Origin of the sequence: Amaricoccus macauensis (assembly GCF_049800915.1) — a bacterium.
Classification (GTDB): domain Bacteria; phylum Pseudomonadota; class Alphaproteobacteria; order Rhodobacterales; family Rhodobacteraceae; genus Amaricoccus; species Amaricoccus macauensis_A.
This window is the reverse complement of the sequence record NZ_JBNAFY010000002.1, coordinates 234,155-257,071: the sequence shown is the minus strand read 5'-3', so window position 1 is coordinate 257,071 and position 22,917 is coordinate 234,155. Positions and strand designations below refer to the sequence as shown.

The following is a 22,917-nucleotide window of genomic DNA, read 5'->3' as shown; positions in this document are numbered from 1 at the left end:
AAGGCACTGTATTGTTCGAATTGTATTTAATTGCTATCGACCTACTCGACAGTAATATCAGCTGTGGGGTGGTGCATTTCGGGGGATACCAGTAATGCGATTGGGTGATTTTAATCGTTATTAGTTAAGCCCAGCAAATTTTTCGGGCTTACGCAGAAAAACATCCGCGCAAATACTGAACACTCGCGATGCCATCACGCCATTTTCGGTGTTGGAGGACTTAATCGTGGCCGTTACTAGCAATTTCTCGTCGAGCTCCCTTGATCTCAATGGCGTCGTCAGCCTTTCGCAGCCAACGGCTTTGGTCTGGGGACCCGACGGGCGGCTCTACGTCACCGAGAAAGACGGCGACGTAAAAGTTCTCACCATCGCCTTCGGTGACAAGGATCCGAACGACGGGGACAACACGGCCCAGTTCTACGTGACGGACGCGACAACGAACCTCGACGTCAAGCAGATCCAGAACCACAACGACACCGGCGAAGAGGGCGGCTCCAGCGTCCGACAGTCCACCGGCATCGACGTGACCGCCCAGTTCGACGAGAACGGCAACCCCCTCTATGTCCAGGCCGACGGCTCGATCGGCACCACGGTCACCGACACGGTGGCCGTCACCATGTACGTCACCTCCTCCGACAGCCGCATCGGCGCTGGCGGTGGCGGCGGCGATACCGGCCTCGACACCAATTCCGGCGTGATCACCATGCTGGTGCAAACCGGCGAGAACAGCTGGGAAGCGATCGACCTCATCCGCGGCCTGCCCCGGTCGGAGGAAAACCACGCCTCGAACGGCCTTGAAGTCATCCAGGAACTCAATCCCGATGGCACGCTTGCCTCCGAGCGGCTCATCTTCGCCTCGGGCGGCAACGCCAATGCGGGCGCGCCGTCCAACAACTTCGCCGGCCAGCAGGAACAGCCCCTCTCCGCCGCGATTCTCGAGGTGAACGTCACCGCGCTGAAGGCGGCACCGGTGCTGGAAGATGCGGATCAGAACAACCGCAAATATGTCTACGACCTGCCGACCCTCGACGACCCCGAGCAGGTCGGAACCGACGCCACCGATCCCTTCGGCGGCAATGACGGGCGCAACAGCGCCACGCTCGACTACAGCGATCCCTACATCAGCATCTATTCGCCGGGCTTCCGCAACTCCTACGATGTCGAGGTCACCGAAGACGGGCGCGTCTGGACCTATGACAACGGTGCGAACAACAACTGGGGCGGTCGCCCGATCGGCGAGTCCGACAATGATGGCGACACGATCGACGATCCGCAGGACCCCGGCTACATCGCAACCAACCTCAACAATGGCGAAGGCAGCAACAACGACCCGATCAGCCTAGTCAACTGGGATTCCACCAACAAGGACAACTTCCACGAGGTCACCCGGTCGGACGACCTGAACGGCGGCACGCTTTCCGTCGGCGGCAATGGCGAGGTCACGACCTATGTCGGTCCGGACGGACAGACCTATGTCTATGGCGGTCATGCCAACCCGACCCGCGCCGAAGGTGCGCGTGCAGGCCTGCTCTATTCGCCGAAGCCGGGTGCTGACGACGCCTTCCTGCTCGTCTCCAACCAGGACAGCTATCCGACCGATGCGGATGGCCGCACCGACTACCAGGCGGTGATCGACTGGTTCACCACCGTCGAGAACAACGACACCGACTATCCCAATAGCGGCATCTACGGTGCCGATCCGGGCGAGTTGACCTCCCGCGTGCTCGCGGTCGAGCCCGGCATCCTCTATGACATCTATTCCCTGTCCACCGGCGGCGGGGTCGCTGTCGTTGCGGGCGGCACGGCCCCCACGAACGGCACGCTTCTGGGCCAGGCCGGCCTGCCGTCGGACATCGACAGCATCGTCTCCTTCCTCAACCCGGTCGAGGGCGACTACAAGCTCGCGGGCGTCACCGACGGCGCACTCGACTCCGGCAACGGCTCGATCAACGGCCTTGCGGAATACACCTCGACCATTCTCGACGACGGCACCGTTGACATGTCGGGCGCGATCCTCGCAACGCAGCTTGGCGGCGGCAACATCATCGTCATGGGCCGCAACGAGGACGGCACCATGTCGAGCACGACCTCGGGCGGTTTCGCCGTCGCGGCGGACCGCACGGTGATCGCGGCCTCAGGCGGCCCGCTCGGCATCGATACCATCGGCGACGACTATCTCGAACAGAACCTGACCCAGGCCTTCCAGGGATCGATCTGGACGGCCGTCTACCAGGGCAACGGCCCGCTCATCGAGATCTTCCAGCCCAACAACGGCGCCGTGCCGCTCGCAGGCAGCGAGGTGGTCGATGAGAACGACAACGATCTCGACGGCATCGGCAAGCTCTACGATCCGTTCGAATTCAATGCCGAGAACGGCTTTGCGCTGAATGCGGGCGAGGATCTGAACCTCACCTTCAACAAGACCGAGGTCGATCCGCGCTTCACCGACAACAACAGCCTCAACGACATCGGTCTGCTCGGTGCCGCGCTCGACGGCTCGACCCCGAACCAGGACGCCCAGACGGCATCGGAGAACTTCCCCGTCGATCAGCAGCGCGACGGTCTCTTCGACGACGGGGGCAACCTGATCCTCGGCGCCAATGCTCCCATCCTGCAAATCAAGAATGTCACCGAAGGCACGATGATCGGCACGGGCAACACCGCGCGCGATGCCATGCACACCGGCGTGCGGCCCGGCCCGGACGTCGAGCGCCTGCAGGCCACGCTGGTCGCGGAGAACTGGATCTCGGCCCAGACCGGCGGCGCAGCCACCGGCCAGATCAGCGGCCTGATCTTCGGGGACGGCACCCAGGCCAACTTCCTGCGCTTCGTCATCGGCGAGGTGAACGGATCGGCGGGCATTGAGGTGGGCTACGAGCTTGCCGATGCGAACTACACCGAGCTCGCGCAGATCGCCGTGCCGGAACTCGACCTCGTGTCGATCCAGAAGGTCGACCTGCGCCTGTCGATCGATATCGAGAACGGCTACGAGGTCGTGGCGTCCTACCGCCTCAATGATGTCAACGGCCCGGTCGGTGGTTTCGTCACCGTGCCGCTCAATAACGGCGCCGGTTTCAGCCTGCCCTCCGGCGTGCTGCAGAACGTGCTCAACGGCACCCACACCATTTCGGATGGCGGCACGACCCTGCCTTCGGGCGCGGCCTTCGGTGTCATCGCCGAGGATGCACCGGGCGGCACGACGCTCGAGGCAGTGGATTTCTACGGCCTCGACATCGAGGCCTTCGGCAACGAGATCATCGCCACGACCGAAGCCGAGGCCGAGGCGAACGGCACCGCCGGTGAGGACGACGTGACCTATATCGGCGGCGCAGCGGACATCCAGCTCGCGGCCAATGTCGAGAATATCGACGTCTCCGGCGCGACCGGCGCGGTCGATATCGACGCCAATGCCCTCGACAACGAGATCATCCTCGGCGCGGGCCCCAACGAGGTCTCCACTGGCGAGGGCACGGACAGCGTGCTCGGAACACTCTCGGACCTCGACGGCGACGAGATCACCGACTTCTCCGAGGATGACGAACTGATCATCACCGGCGAGACGCTCAACTCGATCGGCACGCCCGTCTTCGGCGGCACTGCGGGCGCGGCGACGATCACCATCGGCGCCACGACCTTCACGCTCAGCGGCCCCGGTCTCGACGACTACGACCCGGCCGACGGCAGCGCCACGATCAGTTTCTCCCAGGTCGCAGACGGCGTGCGCGTGACGCTCGAACCGGCACTGAGCCCGGTCCTCGCGATCAACGCGGGCGGCAGCGGCACCGTCACCGGCACCGTGCGCGGCGTGGAACTGACCTTCATCGGGGATGAGGGCGGCGCCATCGACGGGCCGGGCTTCACCACGCCGGGCGGCACCAAGGCCTATACCAATGCCGCTGCCCAGGCGCTCGACTTCCCCAACACCGATCTCGATGACGTGCTCGAGAGCGAGCGCTCCGGCACGGCCGGCTTCGGCTACGACATCGATCTCGAGGACGGCACCTATCTGATCGATTTCATTTTCGCCGAAATCTATCACGGCCTGGTCCAGACGGCGAACGGCGTCGGCGACCGCCTCTTCAACGTCGATGTCGAAGGCCAGCAGGTCTACACCAATGTCGACATTTTCGAAGAAGCCGGCGGCGCGGGCGAGCTGCTGATCAAGACCCACGAGGTCACGGTCACGGACGGCGTGCTCGACATCGACTTCACCACCGTCGTCGACAACAACAAGCTCTCCGGCCTGGTGGTCTGGAAGGTGGGCGGCTCCTACACGCCCCCCGCAGACACCACGGCGCCCGAGATCATCTCCATCGATGTCGACAATCCGCAGAGCATCCAGGACGGCGTGCGCTACGCCACGGTCGTGCTCAGCGATGAAACCGGCTTCGACGCGGCCGATTTTGCAACTCTGGACGGCACCGAGCTCGTCTTCAGCGGCATCGAACCGGAAACCGTCTCCGCGCCGGAGGTCGTGCTCAGCAACGGCGGCACGACGGCGACGCTGACCTACACCCTTTCGGCCACCGGCAACGCCTGGCCCGCAGGCGAAGGCGCGATCTCGATCGCGGCCGGCACCTACCAGGATGCGGCCGGCAACACGACCGAAGCCGGCACCGGCGCCTTCATCCTCGAGCCGAACCTCGCCAATCTCGTGGCGGGCAACGTGGCGCTCGCGATCAACGTCGGGCCGGTCACGAACACCATCGACAATCTCGACGGTGACGATGACAACACCTATGGCGGGGCGATCACAAACGACCCGATCATCGGGATCGACCTGCAGGCCGATGATCCGAGCTATTACAGCCCGAGTTCCAAGACGGCGAGCAACATCGACGGCAAGGTCGGAACCACCGGCTCGAACACCGCGCTCGACGGATCGGCCCTGCACACCTATCGCGACAGCGCCAACGCCTCCTTCACGGCAACCTACCCGATCGCGAACGGCGTCTACGTGGTCGAGCTGTGGTTTGCCGAACTCTTCTGGACCACCGGGGGCAACCGCCAGGGCGACTACACGATCAACGGCGAACTGGCCTTCGAGAACTTCGATGCCTTCACCGAAGCCGGGGGCCCGGACACGCCGGTGAGCGTCCAGAAGGCGGTCACCGTCACCGATGGCCAGATCGTCATCGACGTGAACGCAGACTCCGGCCAGCCCGGCTTCAACGCGATCGTCATCTACGAAGCCGTGCCCTCCGATCTTCCGGCGACGGTTTCGGTGGCGGATGTGTCCGTCAGCGAGGGCGACACCGCCACGCTGACCTTCAGCCGCATCGGCGATCTGACCGATCCGGTCACGGTCGACTTCACCCTGACCCCGGACAGCGCGGACGCCTCCGACTATGGCGCGCCCGTTCCGAATGGCCAGGTGGTCATCCCGGCCGGTGTTTCCTCCGCCACCGTGAGCGTTCCGATCGTCGACGACGAAACCGAGGAAGGCGCCGAAAGCTTCACCGTTACCATCACCGGCGTCTCCGGCGACGCCGAGATCGGCGATGGAACGGCGCAGGTGACGATCGCGGCCAGCGACGCGAACGTGCAGGTTCCTGCCGGCGGCACGCTGCTCGAGCTTGATTTCGAAACGGCGGGCGCACCCCTTGTCGAGGGCGGGTTCGACCGCGCGCTCGGCGGCGCAACGGCACTCGATGCATCGGCAGCGACCGAGGTCTCGGGCGGCAAGCTCGTGGTCAACACGTCTGACGGCGACCTGTCGCAAGGCCCATCGGATGCGAGCAAGAACGACTTCGTCAAGGAACTCGATCTTTCCGACGCTGCCCTCGACGAGATCTACATCACCACCCAGTTCGACAATCCCTTCCCGGCCGTGCTGGCCGCCCAGGGCATCACGTCGGGTGTCGTCTCGAACTACGCTCAGCTCGGCATCCTGATCGCCACCGGCGACGGGCTCGGGCAGGACAATGGCAAGCATCTCAAGATCGTCTTCGGCGGCAATGGCGGAAATGGCTTCCAGATGTGGTCGGCAAGCGCCCTTGACCAGAAGGTCTCGCTTGCCGCGATCTCGACCGCGGCCGGCACGACCATCGCGCTCGATGACATCGCCAAGGTCGAGATCTCGCTTCGGATCGACAAGTCCGAAGGCACCGCAGCACAGCTGGTGACCCTTTTTGATGACCAGGGGGCCATCCTGGGCGGAGTCCGTCCGGAGGCCACGGCCGGTTTTGTTACCGCGGCCCCCCTCGCGATCCCCGCGGATGTTCTGGCCGCAATCAATGACGGCACCAGCGTCGTCGGCGTCACCTCATCTGACTTCGGCAGCCTCAGCAGCTTCGAAGCCACCTGGGACTTCCTTACGGTGACCTCGCCGCAGTTTGTCGAAACCGGGGACGAAACCGGCCCGAGTGCCGTGGTCAGCCTCGAGCTGCCGACTGAGGCCGAGGGCGACATCGTCGCGACCGTCACCTACAGCGACGCCTCCGACATCGACCCGGCCAGCATCGACGCGAGCGATATCGTTCTCTCCGGCCCGAGCGCGGCCGGCACGCCGAGCGTCGCGTTCGACGAGGTAACCAACATCGCGACCTACACCTTCGCGGCGCCTGTCGGCGGCTGGGCGAATGGTGACTACACCGCAACCGTGGCCGCAGCCGAGGTCTCCGACCTCGCGGCCATCCCCAATGTCAATGCCGGTGGGGAAACCACTACGGGCACCCTGGACATCGAGGCAGACCCCATGGACGAATTCGAACCCGGCGCGGTTCTCTTCCGCGTCAACGCTGGCGGCGCGGAAGTGGCCGCCATCGACGGCGGCATCAACTGGGCCGCGGATACCGGTGCGGCACCGAACCAGTATCTGACCCAGAACCCCGGCAACGTCTATTCGAACAACCAGACCAACACCTCTGCGGGCATCAAGGTCATCGGTGAGGACGCCAACTCGAACGTGGACGGCACCATCGTGCCCGAGGCGATCTTCTTCAACGAGCGCGGCGACAACAACGTAGATGCCACCCTTCTGGAATACACCTTCCCGGTCGCGGGCGGGCAGTCCTACTACGTCACCATCTACTACACCGAGAACTGGCCGGGCATCGTCAACGTGGCGGGCGGCCGCCAGTTCGACGTGTCCGTCAACGGCGAGGTTCCGACCGAGTTCTCCGACATCAACCCGCATGCGGAAGGCGGCAATAGCCTCGGAGTTGCCCGCCAGCGCACCATTCTCGTCACCCAGGAGGCCGGCGACACGGCGCTCGATCTCGCGTTCCTCCACGAAGACCCGGCGATCGAGAACCCCAAGGTCAACGGCATCGAGATCCGCGAGGCGGTTCTGGTCGCAGCGGACATCGAGGTTTCGCTCACCGGCCCCGGCGAAGTGGTCGAGAACGCCGACGGCACGGCCCAGGGCGACGACCAGCCGGTCATCTTCTCCCTCACCACGTCCGATCCGGCCTTCACCGGCGACCTGGACGTCACGCTGCTCGTCGATGGCGTCTCCACTCCGGCGACGATCTCCTTCACCGACGGCGCGGGCAGCTACGCGGTGAATGTCGCGACGGATACGCGCTGGAACGGGGCGGAATCCGTCTCGCTCGAACTGGCCTCGGTCGAGACCGCCGGTTTCACCGTCGCCGCTGGCGCAACACAGGGTGCTGCGACCGTGACAGAGGATGACGCTGCCGACAGCCATGATCTCGACGGCGCCGGCGGTGCCGATCCGGTCGTGGTCGGAGACTTCTCCGACGACCGCCTCGCACCCACCGACATCGGCGCGATGCAGCTTGGCGAGAACATCCTCTTCGCAAGCCAGCAGGGAGACAACGAGCCCGGACTGCGCGATCGCGACTTCATCACCTTCACGGTGGCCGAGGGCATGGTGATGACCGCGCTCTTCCTCGATGGCTACGTGACCACCGAAGCCACCCGCCAGGCCTTCATGGGGCTGCAGGAAGGCACCGCGATCACCGTCGATCCGGTGACCGGCGCGCCCGACGATCCGGTCAACCCCGAGGGTCCCTTCGCCGGCATCATCTACGGCGACGGTGAACTCAACAACGATCTCCTGGCCCCGATGCTGGCCGGAAATGCCGACGTGCAGGACGGCGTCGGCTTCCCGGGCCTCCCGACCGACTATCTTCCGGCAGGCACCTACACCCTCTGGCTGAACCAGGGTGGCCAGGCGACGGAAGTCACGCTCCGCGCCGTGATCGAGGCGGCTCCGGCCACCGAGTTCACGCTCTCCATCGCCGATGCCGATCCGGTTCTCGAGGCAGACGGGGCGGTGCTCGAATTTGAGCTCAGCCTCGATACGGCCTTCACCGGCGACATCGAGGTCACCTATGACACCGCGACCGAGACCGCCCTCACCCAGACCGTGAGCTTCACGGATGGCGCAGGCGTCCTGGAGATCGCCGTCATTAACGACGAGATCGATGACGGGGATGATCCCGTCTCCCTGACCCTGACAGGCGCCACGGACCTCTCCACCGAGCCGACCCCGGTCGTCATCGGCACGGCCGCGGCCACGGGCACCGTCACGGAAGACGACGGGATCGATCCGGCGGACATCGACGGAGACGGCTTCCTCAACGAAGCCGATCCCTTCGCCTATGATGCCAGCAACGGCCTCGACCGCGTCCTGACGGCAGGTGCGGAGTTCACCCAGGACTTCGAAACCGCGACGGAAGACCCGTTCGATGCCGATGGCGGCTTCTCCGGCATCCTCGTCAACCAGGCCTTCATCCCGCCAGGCACGAGCGCAACGGATCCCTACGGCGATCGCACGGTCGAGGAAAAGGTCAGCATTGCCAACGGCGCATTGACGATCACCTCCTCGCTCGAAGACAGCCACGTGCTCAACAACACGAGCACCTCCAACCTGCTGCGCGACAGCTACCAGTCGGGAATCGACGTCTCCGGCACGGCGGTCTTCGAAGTGACGACCCGGGTCACCAGCGCCGACTGGCTCACTGTCCTCGGCGCCAACGGCTATGCCCAGTTCGGCATCCAGGTCAGCGCCGGCGGGATGGACGACTTCATCAAGCTCGTGGTGAGTGACCGTGGCAACGCCGCGGCGGCCGTTCAGATCGCCCATAACCAGACGCTGAACATCGGCGAGAACAACCCGGTGATCCCGGAGGCGCTCTTCAACGCGATCACGGCCGACTCGGCCTTCGAGATCACGCTGACCATCGACCGCAGCGTGACCGAGAACCCCGCCGACCAGTCCGCCACCGCAGGCGCGGTCTCGGGCAAGGTGGACATCTTCGATGGCACCGGCCAGCTTCTCGGCACCGTGGAGACCGTCACTGCCTATATTGCTCCGGGCAGCGCCCTCGCCGCGGCGATGAACAACCAGAACCCGTTGACCGGCGGCACGGGCGGTATCGCCTACGGTGTCTCCATCACCGACGGCACCGGCGGCGACAACGAGTTCACCGCCAGCTACGAATACCTCACCATCCGCTCGCTCGACGTGCCGACCGATACCGCACCGACCGTGGATGCGGGCATTTCGGACCAGACCGCCGACGAGGATGTGGCCTTCAGCTTCACGGTCCCGGCCAATGCCTTCGCCGATGATGGCGGTGCCGAGAACCTGGCCCTCTCGGCCACGCTCGCGGATGGCTCGGCCCTGCCCGCCTGGCTCACCTTCGATGCGGTTTCCGGCACCTTCTCCGGCACCCCGGAGCAGGGCGACGTGGCGGAGATCATCGTAGAGGTCACGGCGGATGACGGGGTGAACACCCCCGTCGCCACCCAGTTCACCCTGACGGTCGCGGAGGTCAATGACGCCCCGACAACCGCGCCGATCGATGCAGGAAGCGTCGATGAGGACGCGGCGCCGGTGACGATCGACCTGCTCCAGGGCGCGGCCGACAGCGACGGCGGAACGCTCGCGGTGCAGAATGTGATCGTGCAGGACGCAGCCGGCAACGATGTCACCTTCACACAGGTGGACTCCGTCCTGACGATCGACCCGGCCCAGTTCGCGGCCAGCCTCGCCGACGGCGAGAGCGCGACCGTCTCCGTCACTTACGAGATCGTCGACGGCCAGGGTGGGGTGACACCAAACACCGCCAGCCTCGTCGTGGACGGACTTGATGATGGCCAGACCGACACCGTGATCGACATTGCCTTCACGGAAGGGGCGCTGACCTCCTACGACAACCAGGATCTGACCCCGGCGGGCGCCACGATCAGCCCCGATGGATCGGCACTCGAACTGCAGGGCAACAGCTGGAAGCGGCTGGAACTCTCCGAGCCGCTGACCATCGAGGCCGGAACGAAGCTCGTATTCAACCTTTCGTCCGCGAATGTCGGTGAGGTTCTCGGGATCGGCTTCGAGGATGACAACGACTTCGTCCTCGGCGAAACCGGTCAGCCGCTCTTCCAGCTCGGCGGTGCGGACCCGCTGGCCCAGGCCGTGCAGACCTTCAACACCTACACGGCGGGCGACGGCACGGTCGCCTTCGAGCTGCCGCTCGACGCTTGGGCAGGTCAGACCTTCACGCACCTGGTCTTCCTCGCCGACGACGATGCCGACGCGAATGCAGAGGTGACCTTCTCCGATGTCCAGATCGTCCTGCCGGGCGGCGACACGGGCAACCTCGCGCCCATCGCCGGCGACGATGCGGTCACGGCGGAAGCCGACACCGCGCTGACGATCCCGGCAGCCGACCTTCTGGCGAATGACAGCGACCCGGAGAGCACCGCGCTCACCATCGTCGCCGTCACCGGTCCGGATGCGGCCGAAGGCACCGCGGAACTCGTGAACGGGGACGTGGTCTTCACCCCCGCAGCCGGCTTCACCGGCCAGACGAGCTTCACCTACGATGTCTCGGATGCCGATGGCGAGACGAGCACCGCGACGGTCACCGTGACCGTCGAGGCGGCGGACAACCTCGCGCCCATCGCCGGCGATGACGCGGTCACGGCGGAAGCCGACACCGCGCTGACGATCCCGGCAGCAGATCTCCTGGCCAATGACAGCGATCCGGAGAGCACCGCGCTCACCATCGTCGCCGTCACCGGTCCGGATGCGGCCGAAGGCACCGCGGAACTCGTGAACGGGGACGTGGTCTTCACCCCCGCGGCCGGCTTCACCGGCGAGACGAGCTTCACCTACGATGTCTCCGATGCGGACGGCGGGATCAGCACCGCAACCGTCACGGTCACGGTCGAGGAGGCGGGCGACCCGGATGTGGTCCCGATTGTCTTCACCGAAGCGATCTCGTCCTACGCGACGCAGGATCTGGAGCCGTCGGCCTACGAGATCCTCGACGACGGCGCGACCCTCGCGCTCACGGGCAACACCTGGAAGAAGATCCCGCTGCCCTCGATTTTCGAGGTGACCGAGAACACGGTCCTGCGCTTTGCGCTGACCTCGACGGCGATCGGCGAAGTGATCGGCATCGGCCTCGATGTGGACAGCAGCTTCAGCGGCGGCGGAAACCAGGCCCTGTTCCAGTTCGCCGGCGCGCAGACCTGGTCGGCCTATGCGAACCAGGACTACAACAACTACGATGTCGGGGACGGAACCCGGATCTACGAAATTCCGCTGGCGGACTTCGCCGGGCAGAGCTTCGAGTATCTCGTCCTGATCAACGACAACGATAACCCCGCCCTGGCCGGTGCGAACTCCACCTTCTCCAACGTGGAGCTGGTCAACCAGGTCGAGGAAAACGCCGACCCGGTGCCGGTGGCCGATGCCTTCTCCACGGATGGCGCCACACCGCTTGCCATCCCGGTCGCGGATCTGCTGCTCAATGACAGCGACGCCGATGCGGACACGCTCTTGGTCACCGCGGTCTCCAACCCGGCGGGCGGCACGGCGACGCTCGAAGGCGGCGTGGTCACCTTCACGCCGGCGGCCGGCTTCACCGGCACCGCGAGCTTCGACTACACGATCTCGGACGGCAATGGCGGCACGGCCACGGCCACGGTCTCCGTCCTGGTGAACACCGCACCCGAGGGTGTGGCGGAGAGCTTCGAGGTGGTCACTGGAGAAAACCTGGTCCTCGTGCCGGAAAACCTCACCGCGAACGACAGCGATGCGGATGGCCAGAGCCTGACCTTCATCGGCGTCTCCAACCCGACGGGCGGCACGGTCAGCTTCGAGGACGGCCAGATCACCTTCACGCCGGCTGACGGCTATATCGGTGCGGCCAGCTTCGACTACACCATCGCCGACACGCTCGGCGCCGAGACGACCGTCACGGTTTCGGTCGATGTCACCTCCGGCATCGAGCCCGGTGACGGCGTGACGGACGTGATCTTCGACGCCGGCAACCTGACGTCCTACGACAACCAGGACATCACGCCGCAAGGCGCGACGATCACCGATGAAGGCGAAACGCTGACGCTCTCCGGAAACACCTGGAAGAAGCTGCTGCTGGACGAAGCGCTCACGGTCGATGCCGACACGGTGCTGCGCGTCACCTTCGAGGCCACCACGATCGGCGAGATCATGGCGATCGGCCTGGAGAACGACGACAACTTCCGCACGCAGGGCAACCAGGCGCTCTTCCAGCTTGCCGGCACGCAGAACTGGTCCTCCTTCTCCCAGCAGGGCTTCAACGGCTACCAGCTCGGCGATGGCCAGGTGACGCTCGAGATCCCGCTCGCGAATTGGGCCGGTCAGAGCTTCACGCATCTGGTCTTCATCAACGACGATGACGCCAACGCCACCGGAACGGGCATCTTCTCGAACGTCCAGATCGTGCAGAAATCCGTCACGAATGCCGCACCGATCCCGGTGGACGACACCGGCTTCGAGGCGGAGGGCGGCGAGACCATCGCCATCAACCCCGCGACGCTTCTGGCCAACGACAGCGATCCGGAGGGCGACGAGCTCTCGGTCATCGGTGTGAGCAATGCGGTCAACGGTGTCGCGAGCTTCGAGGACGGGCTGATCTACTTCACCCCGACCACGGGCTTCGCGGGCGAGGCGAGCTTCGACTACACCGTCAAGGACACGTTCGGCGGCACCGCCAGCGCAACCGTCACCTTCAACGTCAACATCGCACCCGAGCCGGTGGCCGACAGCTTCGCGACCGGCGAAGGCGAGGTGCTCTTCCTCACGCCGGAACAGCTGCTCGCCAACGACAGTGACGCCGATGGCGACGAGCTGACCGTTGAAAGCGTCGGCAACGCCACGGGCGGCACGGTCTCGCTGGAAGACGGCCAGATCACCTTCACCCCCGAGGCGGGCTTCACCGGTGCGGCCAGCTTCGACTACACCGTGACGGATCCGCGCGGCGGCTCCGCCGTGGCAACGGTAACGGTCGACGTGGCGGCGGATACCGGGACGGGCGGTGGCATCACCGACATCGACTTCACCCAGCTCCCGATCCTCTCCTACACCGGCCAGGACATCGACAGCACCGCCTACACGGCAAGCGAGACCGCGCTGACCCTGTCCGGCAACACCTGGAAGCGGGTGACCCTGCCGGAAGGCTACGAGGTGGACGAGGAAACCGTTCTGCGCTTCGAGTTCTCCGCGACCGACATCGGCGAGATCATCGCCATCGGCCTCGAGACCAACAACAGCTTCACCAATGGCAACGAAGCGCTGTTCCAGCTCGGCGGCACCCAGAACTGGTCGACCATCGCGAACCAGGATTTCCGGACCTACACCTCCGGCGACGGGGTCGTGACCTTCGAAATCCCGCTCGCGGACTGGGCCGGACAGTCCTTCTCGCACCTTGTCTTCATCAACGACGATGATGCGGGCACGGGCGCAGACGGCACCTTCGCCAACGTGCAGCTGGTCAAGGGAACGCCGGATCTTCCGCCGGTGATCTCGAGCCCGACCGCCTTCACGGTCAGCGAGAACACCACCGCGGTCGGCACCATCGCTGCGACCGACCCGGAGAACGGGGACGTCACCTATGCCATCGCAGGCGGCGACGATGCGGCACTCTTCGACATCGACGCCACCACCGGCGCACTGACGTTCAAGGCGGCGCCCGATTTCGAGACACCGGGCGATGCCAACGGCGACAATGTCTACGACGTCACCGTTTCGGCGAGCGACGGGGCCCAGGAAACCACGTCGGATCTCGCGATCACCGTGAGCGACGTGGACGAGGGCAGCACGGAGCCGCAGGTTCTCTTGCGCATCAACGCCTTCGGGCCGGAGGTCGCTGCGACCGACGGCGGGCCGAACTGGCTCGGCGACGGCAATGGTGCACCGAACAGCCCGTATCTCTCGACGACAAACGATCGCGGCGATACCCAGGGCTACAGCGGGGGCGCGCTCCCGGCCGGCCTGCCGCAGGCGGTGCTCGACACCGCACGCTCGAGCGATGATCCGTTCACCTACTCCATCCCGGTGAGCGACTTCGCGGGCAACGGCGACTATCTTGTCCGGCTCTACCTGGCAGAGCTCTTCACCGGCAACGGTGATGCGGGCGACCGCGTCTTCAACGTGGAGGTCGAGGGCAGTGCCCCGGCGGAACTCACCGGCGTGGACGCCGCGGCCGATGGCGATGCCTTCTCCGTCGAGGTGCGCGAATACACCGTGACGGTCGAAGACGGCGTGCTCGACCTGAGCTTCGTCCACGGGCTTGCGGACAATCCGATCATCAACGCGATCGAGATCCTGAGCGTGCCGACAGTCGATGCGGAGGGTCCGCAGGCGACGCTGGCGCTCACCAACCCGGCGGATGCCGACGCACCGCTCCTGGTCGATGTGGTCCTCAGCGATGAGAGCGGGATCGATGCGAACAGCCTCGGCAGCGAGGATCTCGAACTCACCGTCGGCGGGTTCGTCGTGGCCGCGAGCATCAGCTTCACCGGCTTCCAGGACGGAGTGGCAAGCTACGCCATCGCGGCGCCCACCGGCGGCTGGACCGACGGCGCACAGATCGGCGTCGCTCTCAAGGCGGGTGAAGTCGCGGATCTCGCGGCCGTGCCCAACACCAATGCCGAGGTGAGCGAGACGCTGACCCTCGACATCGGCGGCACCGTCACCGATCCGCAGGTCCTGATGCGCATCAACGCCTGGGGACCGGAGGTCGCGGCGACCGATGGCGGGCCGAACTGGCTCGGCGACGGCAACGGCACGGCGAACAGCCCGTATCTGATCACGACCGACGATCGTGGCGACACGCTCGCCGGCTACCAGGGAGGCTCGGTGCCGGCGGGTGTGCCGGAAGCGGTGCTCGACAGCGCACGTTCGAGCAACGCGCCCTTCACCTACTCGATCCCGGTGGAAGACCTTGCCGGCAACGGCGAATACACCGTGCGGCTCTACGTGGCGGAACTCTACACGCCCAACGGAACCGCAGGGGAGCGCGTGTTCGACGTCTCGGTCGAAGGCAGCGTGCCGGCGGTGTTCAGCGGCGTCGATGCTGCCGCGGACGGTGACGCCTTCACGGTCGAAGTGCGGGAGTATACCGTCACGGTGACCGATGGCGTGCTCGACCTCAGCTTCATCCAGGGCCTGTCGGACAACCCGATCGTGAACGCCATCGAGATCATCGGCGGCGGCTCGGGCAGCACCACGGACGAGGACGCACCCGACGCGGTCATGACGCTGACCAACCCGACGGCGGCAAGCGCGCCGCTCACCGTCGAACTGGCGCTGACGGATGCAAGCGGCATCGACAGCACCACGCTCGGCGACGAGGACCTCGCCCTCTCGGTCAACGGCTTCGCGGTCAGCGGCAGCATCACCTTCACCGGTTTCGCCGGCGGGGTGGCGAGCTACGAGGTCGCGGCCCCGAGCGGCGGCTGGGTCGAAGGCACCGCGGTATCGGTGACGCTGCAGGCCGGCGAGATCGCCGACCTCGCGGCGACGCCGAACACCAACGTGGCCCTCACCCAGTCCCTGCAGGTCGAAGTGGGTGGCGGAAGCGTCGATCCGGGGGATACCGGCGACAGGGAGCTGTCCGGCAACCTCGACGGCGACGCCCTGATCAACAGCGCCGACGCGGACATCGACGGCGACGGGATCACCAATGCCGACGACCGCGCGGCCTATGACGCCACCAATCTCGGTGTCGATCTGGGCACGGTGGGCGAGGTTTCCATCGACTTCACCCAGCTTGCGGATGGCACATCGCCCTTCGCGGCCGGCTTCACCGGGGTCGCCCAGACCGCGGACGGCACGGCAGAGCTGAACTACGCCACCAACAACGGCGCGGCGGTTTCGGGCGGACGTCTGCAGTTCCAGACGACCGATCCGGACACCAACGATGCCCAGCAGGCGTTCAGCTTCCTCGCGCAGCCCGATGGCGACTTCACCTACGAGGCCGTCTTCGACAACCCGGTCTTCCAGGGAACCGAACTGGCCACGTTCTCGCAATACGGCCTGCTCATCTCCCTGACCGGCGCGGCGGGCGCCTCGACCGGGGCCGACGGAGACTTCCTGAAACTGGTCACCGGCAATCCGGGCAACGGGTTCGAATTCTCGGGACGCGGCAGCTTCACCGGGACGGACACCAAGGTCGCCTATCCGGCCGGGGTCGGCGCCACCGACTTCGCCCAGGTGAAACTCACCATCCTGGCGACCGGCGGATCCCTGACGGGAACCTACGAGCTGCTCGACGAGAACGGCGGCACGCTCGGCACGGGAACCGTCGGCACGGTGACACCGACTGCCGGTTCGGCAATGGCACTCGCCCTCGCCGGGGCAGCCGGCGCCGCGGTTCCGGCCTTCGGGATCTCCTCGACCGACTTCGGAAGCGGGGGAACCTTCACGGTGAGCGTCGAAAGCCTCTCGCTGAAGGACGGCACCGGTGATCCGGTCGATCCGCCCTCCGATCCCACGGACGCGCTCGAAATCCTGAACGCGCTCGAGGATGTCGACAGCGGTGCGACCTACGGCACCAACGTCGTCGGTAGCGCCGAGTTGCGGGTGATGGAAGGCAACAACTCGGTCCAGTCCTCCAACTTCGGTTCGAATTCCTTCGAACTGGAGAACACCGGCGGCAAGCAGATCGCGGCGGTCTTCATCGACTTCCGCAACGCGATCTACCCCGACTCCATCGTCGACTTCGACGGCTCCGGCGGCGACAACGCTGCAAAGGAATTCGGCGTCGACAGCGGAGCGGGTGCAACCGGGGCCTTCTTCGAGGGCAACGATGCCGAGACCTACTTCTTCCCGGGCGACGATCCGCTGCCAAACGACACCGGCACCGGAATTGCCTCCTCGGGCGGCTGGCGCGGCCTGCTGCTGAAGTTCGACGGCACCGGCTTCACCAACGGTGAAACGGTCGGCTTCTCCGGCGACATGGACCCGAACTCCATCGCCGGCCTCGACAAGAGCGGGGGAAGCGGCGTCGACACGGGGGCCATCAACTCCTGGGATGTCGGCGGCATCTCCGGCGCCGAACTGATCGGCTCCGCCTTCACGGTGATGTTCGACGACGGCACCTTCGCGACCGGCTATCTCGGCAGCGACGGCAGCCAGGCGGGCAGCATCGGTTCGGCGGAACAGAACCGCGCCGAGCAGAGCGTCGATCTGACCGTCAACGGCTTCACCTCCTCGGAGGCGGGAACCTACGGCGGCACGGAACCCACCATCGTCGTCTCCGGCACGCCCGGCGCGACGGTGCTGGTGACGCTCAGCCGGGGCCTCAACCCGGTGACCAATACGTCGAACGGCATCGCCGAACTGGTCGATGACCGCCTGGACGCGACCCAGCCGGAATTCCCCGTCAGCAATGCCGCGGATTTCCAGACGGTCGAAGTGGTCATCGGCGCCGGCGGCACGGCGACGGTTCCCTCCGGAGCCTTCGACTACAGCGGACCCGATGGCGGGCAGAGCTTCTCGGGCTCGGCCTACACACCGGGCTTCACCACCGCGCCCCTGGTCATTGCGGCCTCGGTCGTGGGCGGTGACGACACCCCGCTTGGCCCTGTCGATCGTGTCTACCTCACCAACCCGACCGGCACCCCGGTCGAGGGCGGCGGCGGCGGCACGGGGGCCGATGGCTACTACCAGCTGATCGGTTCCGGCAACTCCGCGCGCTTCAAGGTGCAGATCGAGGATCCGAACGCCAACGGTGGAACCAACCCGGGTGGGGACTGGACCTATGTCGAGGGCGACGACCCCGGCACCCAGGACAACACCCAGGGCACGGGCCACTACTACTGGGGACCGGAGGAGAGCAGCACCGGCCTCAATCCGCCGCAGTCGAACTCGTTCCTCAACTACGAGATCTTCATCCCCGAAGGCGAGGAAGGCGTCTACAGCTTCCGGGTCCGGTCGTCGCGAGACACCAACAGCCCCGGCGATCAGCGCAACGACGTGTGGCTCCGGATCGACGAGAATGCGGAGGCGCTGCAGACCAACCCGACCAACAGCGTGTCGAACAACGGCTTCGTGAAGCTCTTCGGCGCCTCCACGGGCTGGGGCTTCGCATCGCAGATCGACAGCGTGTCGGAAGACGAGCCGAACTTCGGCGCCTCCTTCAACCTCTCGTCGGGCTTCCATACCATCACGCTGGCAGGCCGCAGCGACGGCTTCCACATCGACTTCTGGGAGCTCTACAAGGGTGGCGCGCCGGGTGTGAACGTATCGAACTCCGCGTTCATCCCCGCCGGTGACACCGCCCCGACCGTGGTCGATCCGATCGACGATCTGGCCCTCCAGACCGGCGACACGGCGACCATCGCGACGGCGAGCGCCTTCCAGGATCTCGACGGCGACGATCTGGACTTCGTCCTCACGGCGCCGGCCGCGATCTCGGGCGAGGTGTCGATCGACCAGGAGACCGGGGTCATCAGCATCGGGGACGGCATCGCTGCCGGCACCTACGATCTGACCGTCACCGCCTCCGACGATGACGCCAATGCGGTCAGCGACACCTTCACGCTGAGCGTGTCCGAAGAGCCGGTCGATACCGGTCCGGTGATCGACTTCGCCGTGATCGGGGCCGGTGGCCAGATCGACGACCTGCTGGAGGAGAACGACAGCTACACGCTCGCCCAGATCGGCAGCGCGGTGACCTTCTCCGGCACGATCACCTCCGGCGGTCCGGCCGCGTCGGTCGTCCTCGAGGTGCTCTCGGGCACAACGGTGATCGACCAGGGCATCGAGAACGTGACGCCCTATGACGTGACCTGGAACCTCGGTCTCGGGGAAGGCGACTTCACGCTCCGGGCCACCAGCCATGCAGCCACCGGCGGCAATGGCGCGGTGCTCGGCGTGCAGGAGATCGACTTCTCGGTGACCGGCGGCAGCACGGGTGTCAGCGGCACACTGACGGCCTCGATCGCCATCGGCTCCGACGACACCGACCAGAACGCCAACGGCAACGTCAATCTCGGCAAGAGCGATATCGAGCTTGGCGACGGCGGGCGGGATGTCGGCCTCCGGTTCCAGGATGTCGATCTCGCGAGCCTTCAGGGTGTGGACATCACGGATGCCTATCTCCAGTTCACCACCCGGGCCAACGGCGGCAATGTCGGGGCGCTGAGTGCGACGATCGCGATCGAGGACTCGGTCTCCGCAGCCACCTTCAGCAACGCGAATTCGCCGCTGGATCGAGACCAGTTCGACTTCGTCCAGTGGACCGACACCGACGTGCCGGGCGCGGGCGAGGAGTTCCGCAGCGTGAATTTCGCGGGCATGCTGGAGGCCTTCGTCGCAGAATGGGACGGCAGCCTCGAGACGGACAACGACATCGCCTTCGTCATCGAGAACGGAACGGGCATCCGTCGGTTCGAATCCCTCGAAGGTGGCGACGCCCCGATCCTGGTCATCGAATACAACGACCCCGGACTGGTCTGACCTCCCCGGTCTGATCTGGTCCTCAACCCCGGGAAAGAGCCGCCACTGGCGGCTCTTTTCTTTTTCACGGCTCCCCGGCTCACATTGGCCAAATCACCGGCGATATCGCACGCTGGATTCCCGCCCTATTGCGCCGCGATCGCAGCCGCCTCCTGCCTGCCGGCGGCCTCCACCGCATCGACCACCGCACGCAGGGCATGGCGCGCGCAGGGCTCGGCCGGGGCCACTGCCATGCCGGGCCCGTAACCCCAGCGCGCGGCACGGGTCGCCTGGACATCATCGAGCCGCATTCGACCCGCATAAGCCGCATTCCCGTCGCGGATCTCTCGGGCGGGACCTGTCGCGGGAACCTGCAGGAATGCCGCCAGCCGTGCCACCGTCGCTTCGGGGTCGGCCACCAGATCCTCGTAGCGCACGACCAGCACGGAATGCAGGAAGGGCAGATCCTTCGCCACGATATCATGGGCCTCCAGCCAATGATCCAGGAGGGCGGCGGGCGGTGCATCCACCCATTTCGACACCGCCGCCGCAACCGCCTCCGGGTGGCGCATCACGACGACGAACTGGCTGAGCGGGAACAATTGCTGGTAGAGCCGCATCCGCGTCAGGTTCACCGGCGATTTCTCCACCCGCCAGTGCCCCGCGCCGAAATGCGGCGCCCAGTCGGCCTCGATCCGTTCGCGCACCTCCAGCCTGTCATGGCGGCTGCCCTCGATATGGTGCTGGTCGGGATCGGTGGCAAAATGCATCGGGATGCCATGGCGGGCGGTATGGGGAATGGCCCCCTGCAGGTAGACGCCCTCGTTCTCGGGAACGGGCGCATCCGAGATCGCGGCCACATCGGGCAGATCCCCGATCAGCTGCGCCACGAGGCTGGTACCGGAGCGGTGCAGGCCGCCGACGAAGACGTATCTGTGATCCAGCATGCTTCATCCTCCGCAAGAACAGCAGGTGAATTAGGGCGGCATTTCGCAGAGGCAACATGCACGGCGGCGCGTTTCTGCCACTGCGGCAAGTCGAGGTCGAGAAACGTTGCCCCGAAGCGGGCGGGAACTAATTCCGATGGCAGCCGTTATGTTCGCAAAGTGGCCTTGGGTCGCCACATCACAGATCAGATTGCGAGGTCAGTATGCGCATCATGCATATCGCGCTGGGCGGTTGCCTGACCGCCCCGCCCATAAAATATGGCCTGACGGAAGACACAGGCGGCCATATTGCCTATGTTCTGGGGGCCGCGACCGCGCAGGCGGAGCGCCCCGAGACGACGGATGTCACGATTGTCACGCGGGCCTTCGACGCCCCCGAACTCGGACCGCAATTCGCCCGGCCGCAAGAGAGCCTCGGGCCGAAATGTCGCATCCTGCGCCTTCGCACCGACAACGCGCGCTACCTCGAGAAGGACGCGCTCACGGGTGAGATTGTTGCGCTGCAACATGCGTTCTGCGCCTTGTTGCGCCGCATGGGCCCCGACCGACCCGACATCCTGCACGCCCATTTCTCCGATGCCGCGGAGCTTGCCGCGAAGGCCTCGGCGGAGTTCTCGATCCCCTGGATCTACACCGCGCATTCGCTGGCGGCCGAGAAGCTCACACCCGGTGAAACGCCCTCCCCGGCCCTCGCCGAGCGCATCGGACGCGAAACCCGTGCGCTTCAGTCGGCTCGGGCGATCATCGCCTCCTCCCGTGACGAGGTGGAGCGTCAGATCCCCCGCCTCGTGCCCGGCGCGGAAGGCCGCACGTTCCGGGTTCCGCCGGGCGTGACCATCCGGCAGGACGGCTGCCCCGAGCGGGCCCGCAGCTTCCTCGCCCCCTTCCTCCGCGACCTCGACAAGCCGGTCATCCTCGCCATCGCACGCCCCATCCGCAAGAAGAACCTCGGCCGACTGCTGGAGGCCTACGCTTCGGACCCCGCCCTTCAGGAGAAGGCCAACCTCGTGATCGTCGCCGGTCTGCGCGATGGCCTCGCAGATGCCGGGCGCGAGCAGGATGCCGTCATCCAGGACCTCTTCGACAAGGTCGATCGCGCCGATCTCTGGGGCAAGGTCGCCCTGCCGCGCCGGCACGAAGCCCGCGATGTCGCGGATCTCTACGCGCTCGCGGCCCGTGGCGGCGTCTTCTGCAACCCCGCGCTGCACGAGCCCTTCGGCCTCACCCTGATCGAGGCGGCACAATCCGGCGTGCCGATCGTCGCCACCCGCAACGGCGGGCCGTCCGACATCCTCCCGGTGCTGGGCCTGGGCGAACTGGTCGATCCCCTCGACACGGCCTCCATCGCCGAGGGCCTCAACCGCTCTCTCGGCCTGACGTTCCGGGAGGAGCGCGCGCGCAAGACCCGGGAAGCCGCCCTGCGCGCCTTCGACTGGGCCGCCTGGGCGAGCCAGGCGAACACCATCGCCCGCGATCTGATCGCCTCACCTGCCACAACCAGCGCTAGGGCCCGCGCGCAACCGACGGCATCGCGCCCCGCGTCCGATGACGAGCGCTTCCTGCTGGCCTGCGACATCGACAACACCCTGACCGGCTGCCCGGCGGGCGCACGACAATTCGCGGCCTGGCTCGATGAAGGCCCGCGCATGGCGAATTTCGCGGTGGCGACCGGCCGTTCGGTGAGCGAGGCGCGCCGCATCCTCTCGAACTGGTCCCTGCCCGAACCCGACACGATCATCAGCTCGACCGGCACGGAAATCTGGCGCCGCACACCCCATGGCTACGCGCTCTGCCCCGAGTTCTCCGCCACCCTCTCGGATGACTGGCCGCGGGCCGAGATCGAGGCGTTGCTGCGCCGGCTCCGGGTCCGTCCCCAACCCTGCTACGACCAGCGCCGCTGGAAGATCAGCCTCTTCGGCCCGGCGGACGAGGCCCGGCGCATCGCGGTCACTCTGCGGGAGGCGGATCTCGCGGCCCAGGTCATCCCCTCCCATGGCCGTTTCATCGACATCGTTCCGGCCCGTGCCGGCAAGGCCGCGGCCATCCGCTTCGAAGCCCGCCGTCGCGGCCTCCCGGACGATGCGGTGATCGTCGCCGGCGACAGTGGCAACGACCTCTGCATGCTCGGCGCGTTTCCCCGCGCCATCCTGCCCGCCAACGCCCTGCCCGAACTCGACGGGCTGACCAACGGCTACCGTTCGCCCTTCCGCCACGCCCGCGGCGTGCTCGATGGCCTGGCGCATTTCGGCGTGGATGCCCCCGCGCTGCGCCTCGCAGGAGAGTAGA

At 66.2% G+C, this 22,917-nt stretch carries 3 protein-coding genes; 2 read left to right on the top strand and 1 reads right to left on the bottom strand.

Annotation, left to right across the window (positions count from 1 at the left end):
* The first annotated feature begins 226 nt into the window (after positions 1-226).
* Positions 227-19,705 carry a cadherin-like domain-containing protein gene (locus ACP15W_RS05400; RefSeq protein WP_424931832.1) on the top strand — a complete coding sequence of 6,493 codons (19,479 nt, stop codon included), beginning with the start codon at positions 227-229 and terminating at the stop codon, positions 19,703-19,705.
* A gap of 125 nt (positions 19,706-19,830) precedes the next feature.
* Here the strand turns inward: ACP15W_RS05400 and ACP15W_RS05395 are convergent, their stop codons facing one another.
* On the bottom strand, positions 19,831-20,631 hold the full coding sequence (locus ACP15W_RS05395; protein ID WP_424931831.1) for a sulfotransferase family protein: 801 nt from the start codon (positions 20,629-20,631) through the stop codon (positions 19,831-19,833).
* A gap of 203 nt (positions 20,632-20,834) precedes the next feature.
* Here ACP15W_RS05395 and ACP15W_RS05390 point away from each other — a divergent pair, with 203 nt between their 5' ends.
* Complete coding sequence (locus ACP15W_RS05390; RefSeq protein ID WP_424931830.1) at positions 20,835-22,916, top strand: HAD-IIB family hydrolase; 2,082 nt, start codon at positions 20,835-20,837, stop codon at positions 22,914-22,916.
* Position 22,917 lies beyond the last annotated feature (1 nt).

Bases quoted from the DNA above. Each gene is read 5' to 3' on its own strand.
- ACP15W_RS05395 (WP_424931831.1), bottom strand. From the start codon at position 20,631: ATGCTGGATCACAGATACGTCTTCGTCGGCGGCCTGCACCGCTCCGGT.
- ACP15W_RS05390 (WP_424931830.1), top strand. From the start codon at position 20,835: ATGCGCATCATGCATATCGCGCTGGGCGGTTGCCTGACCGCCCCGCCC.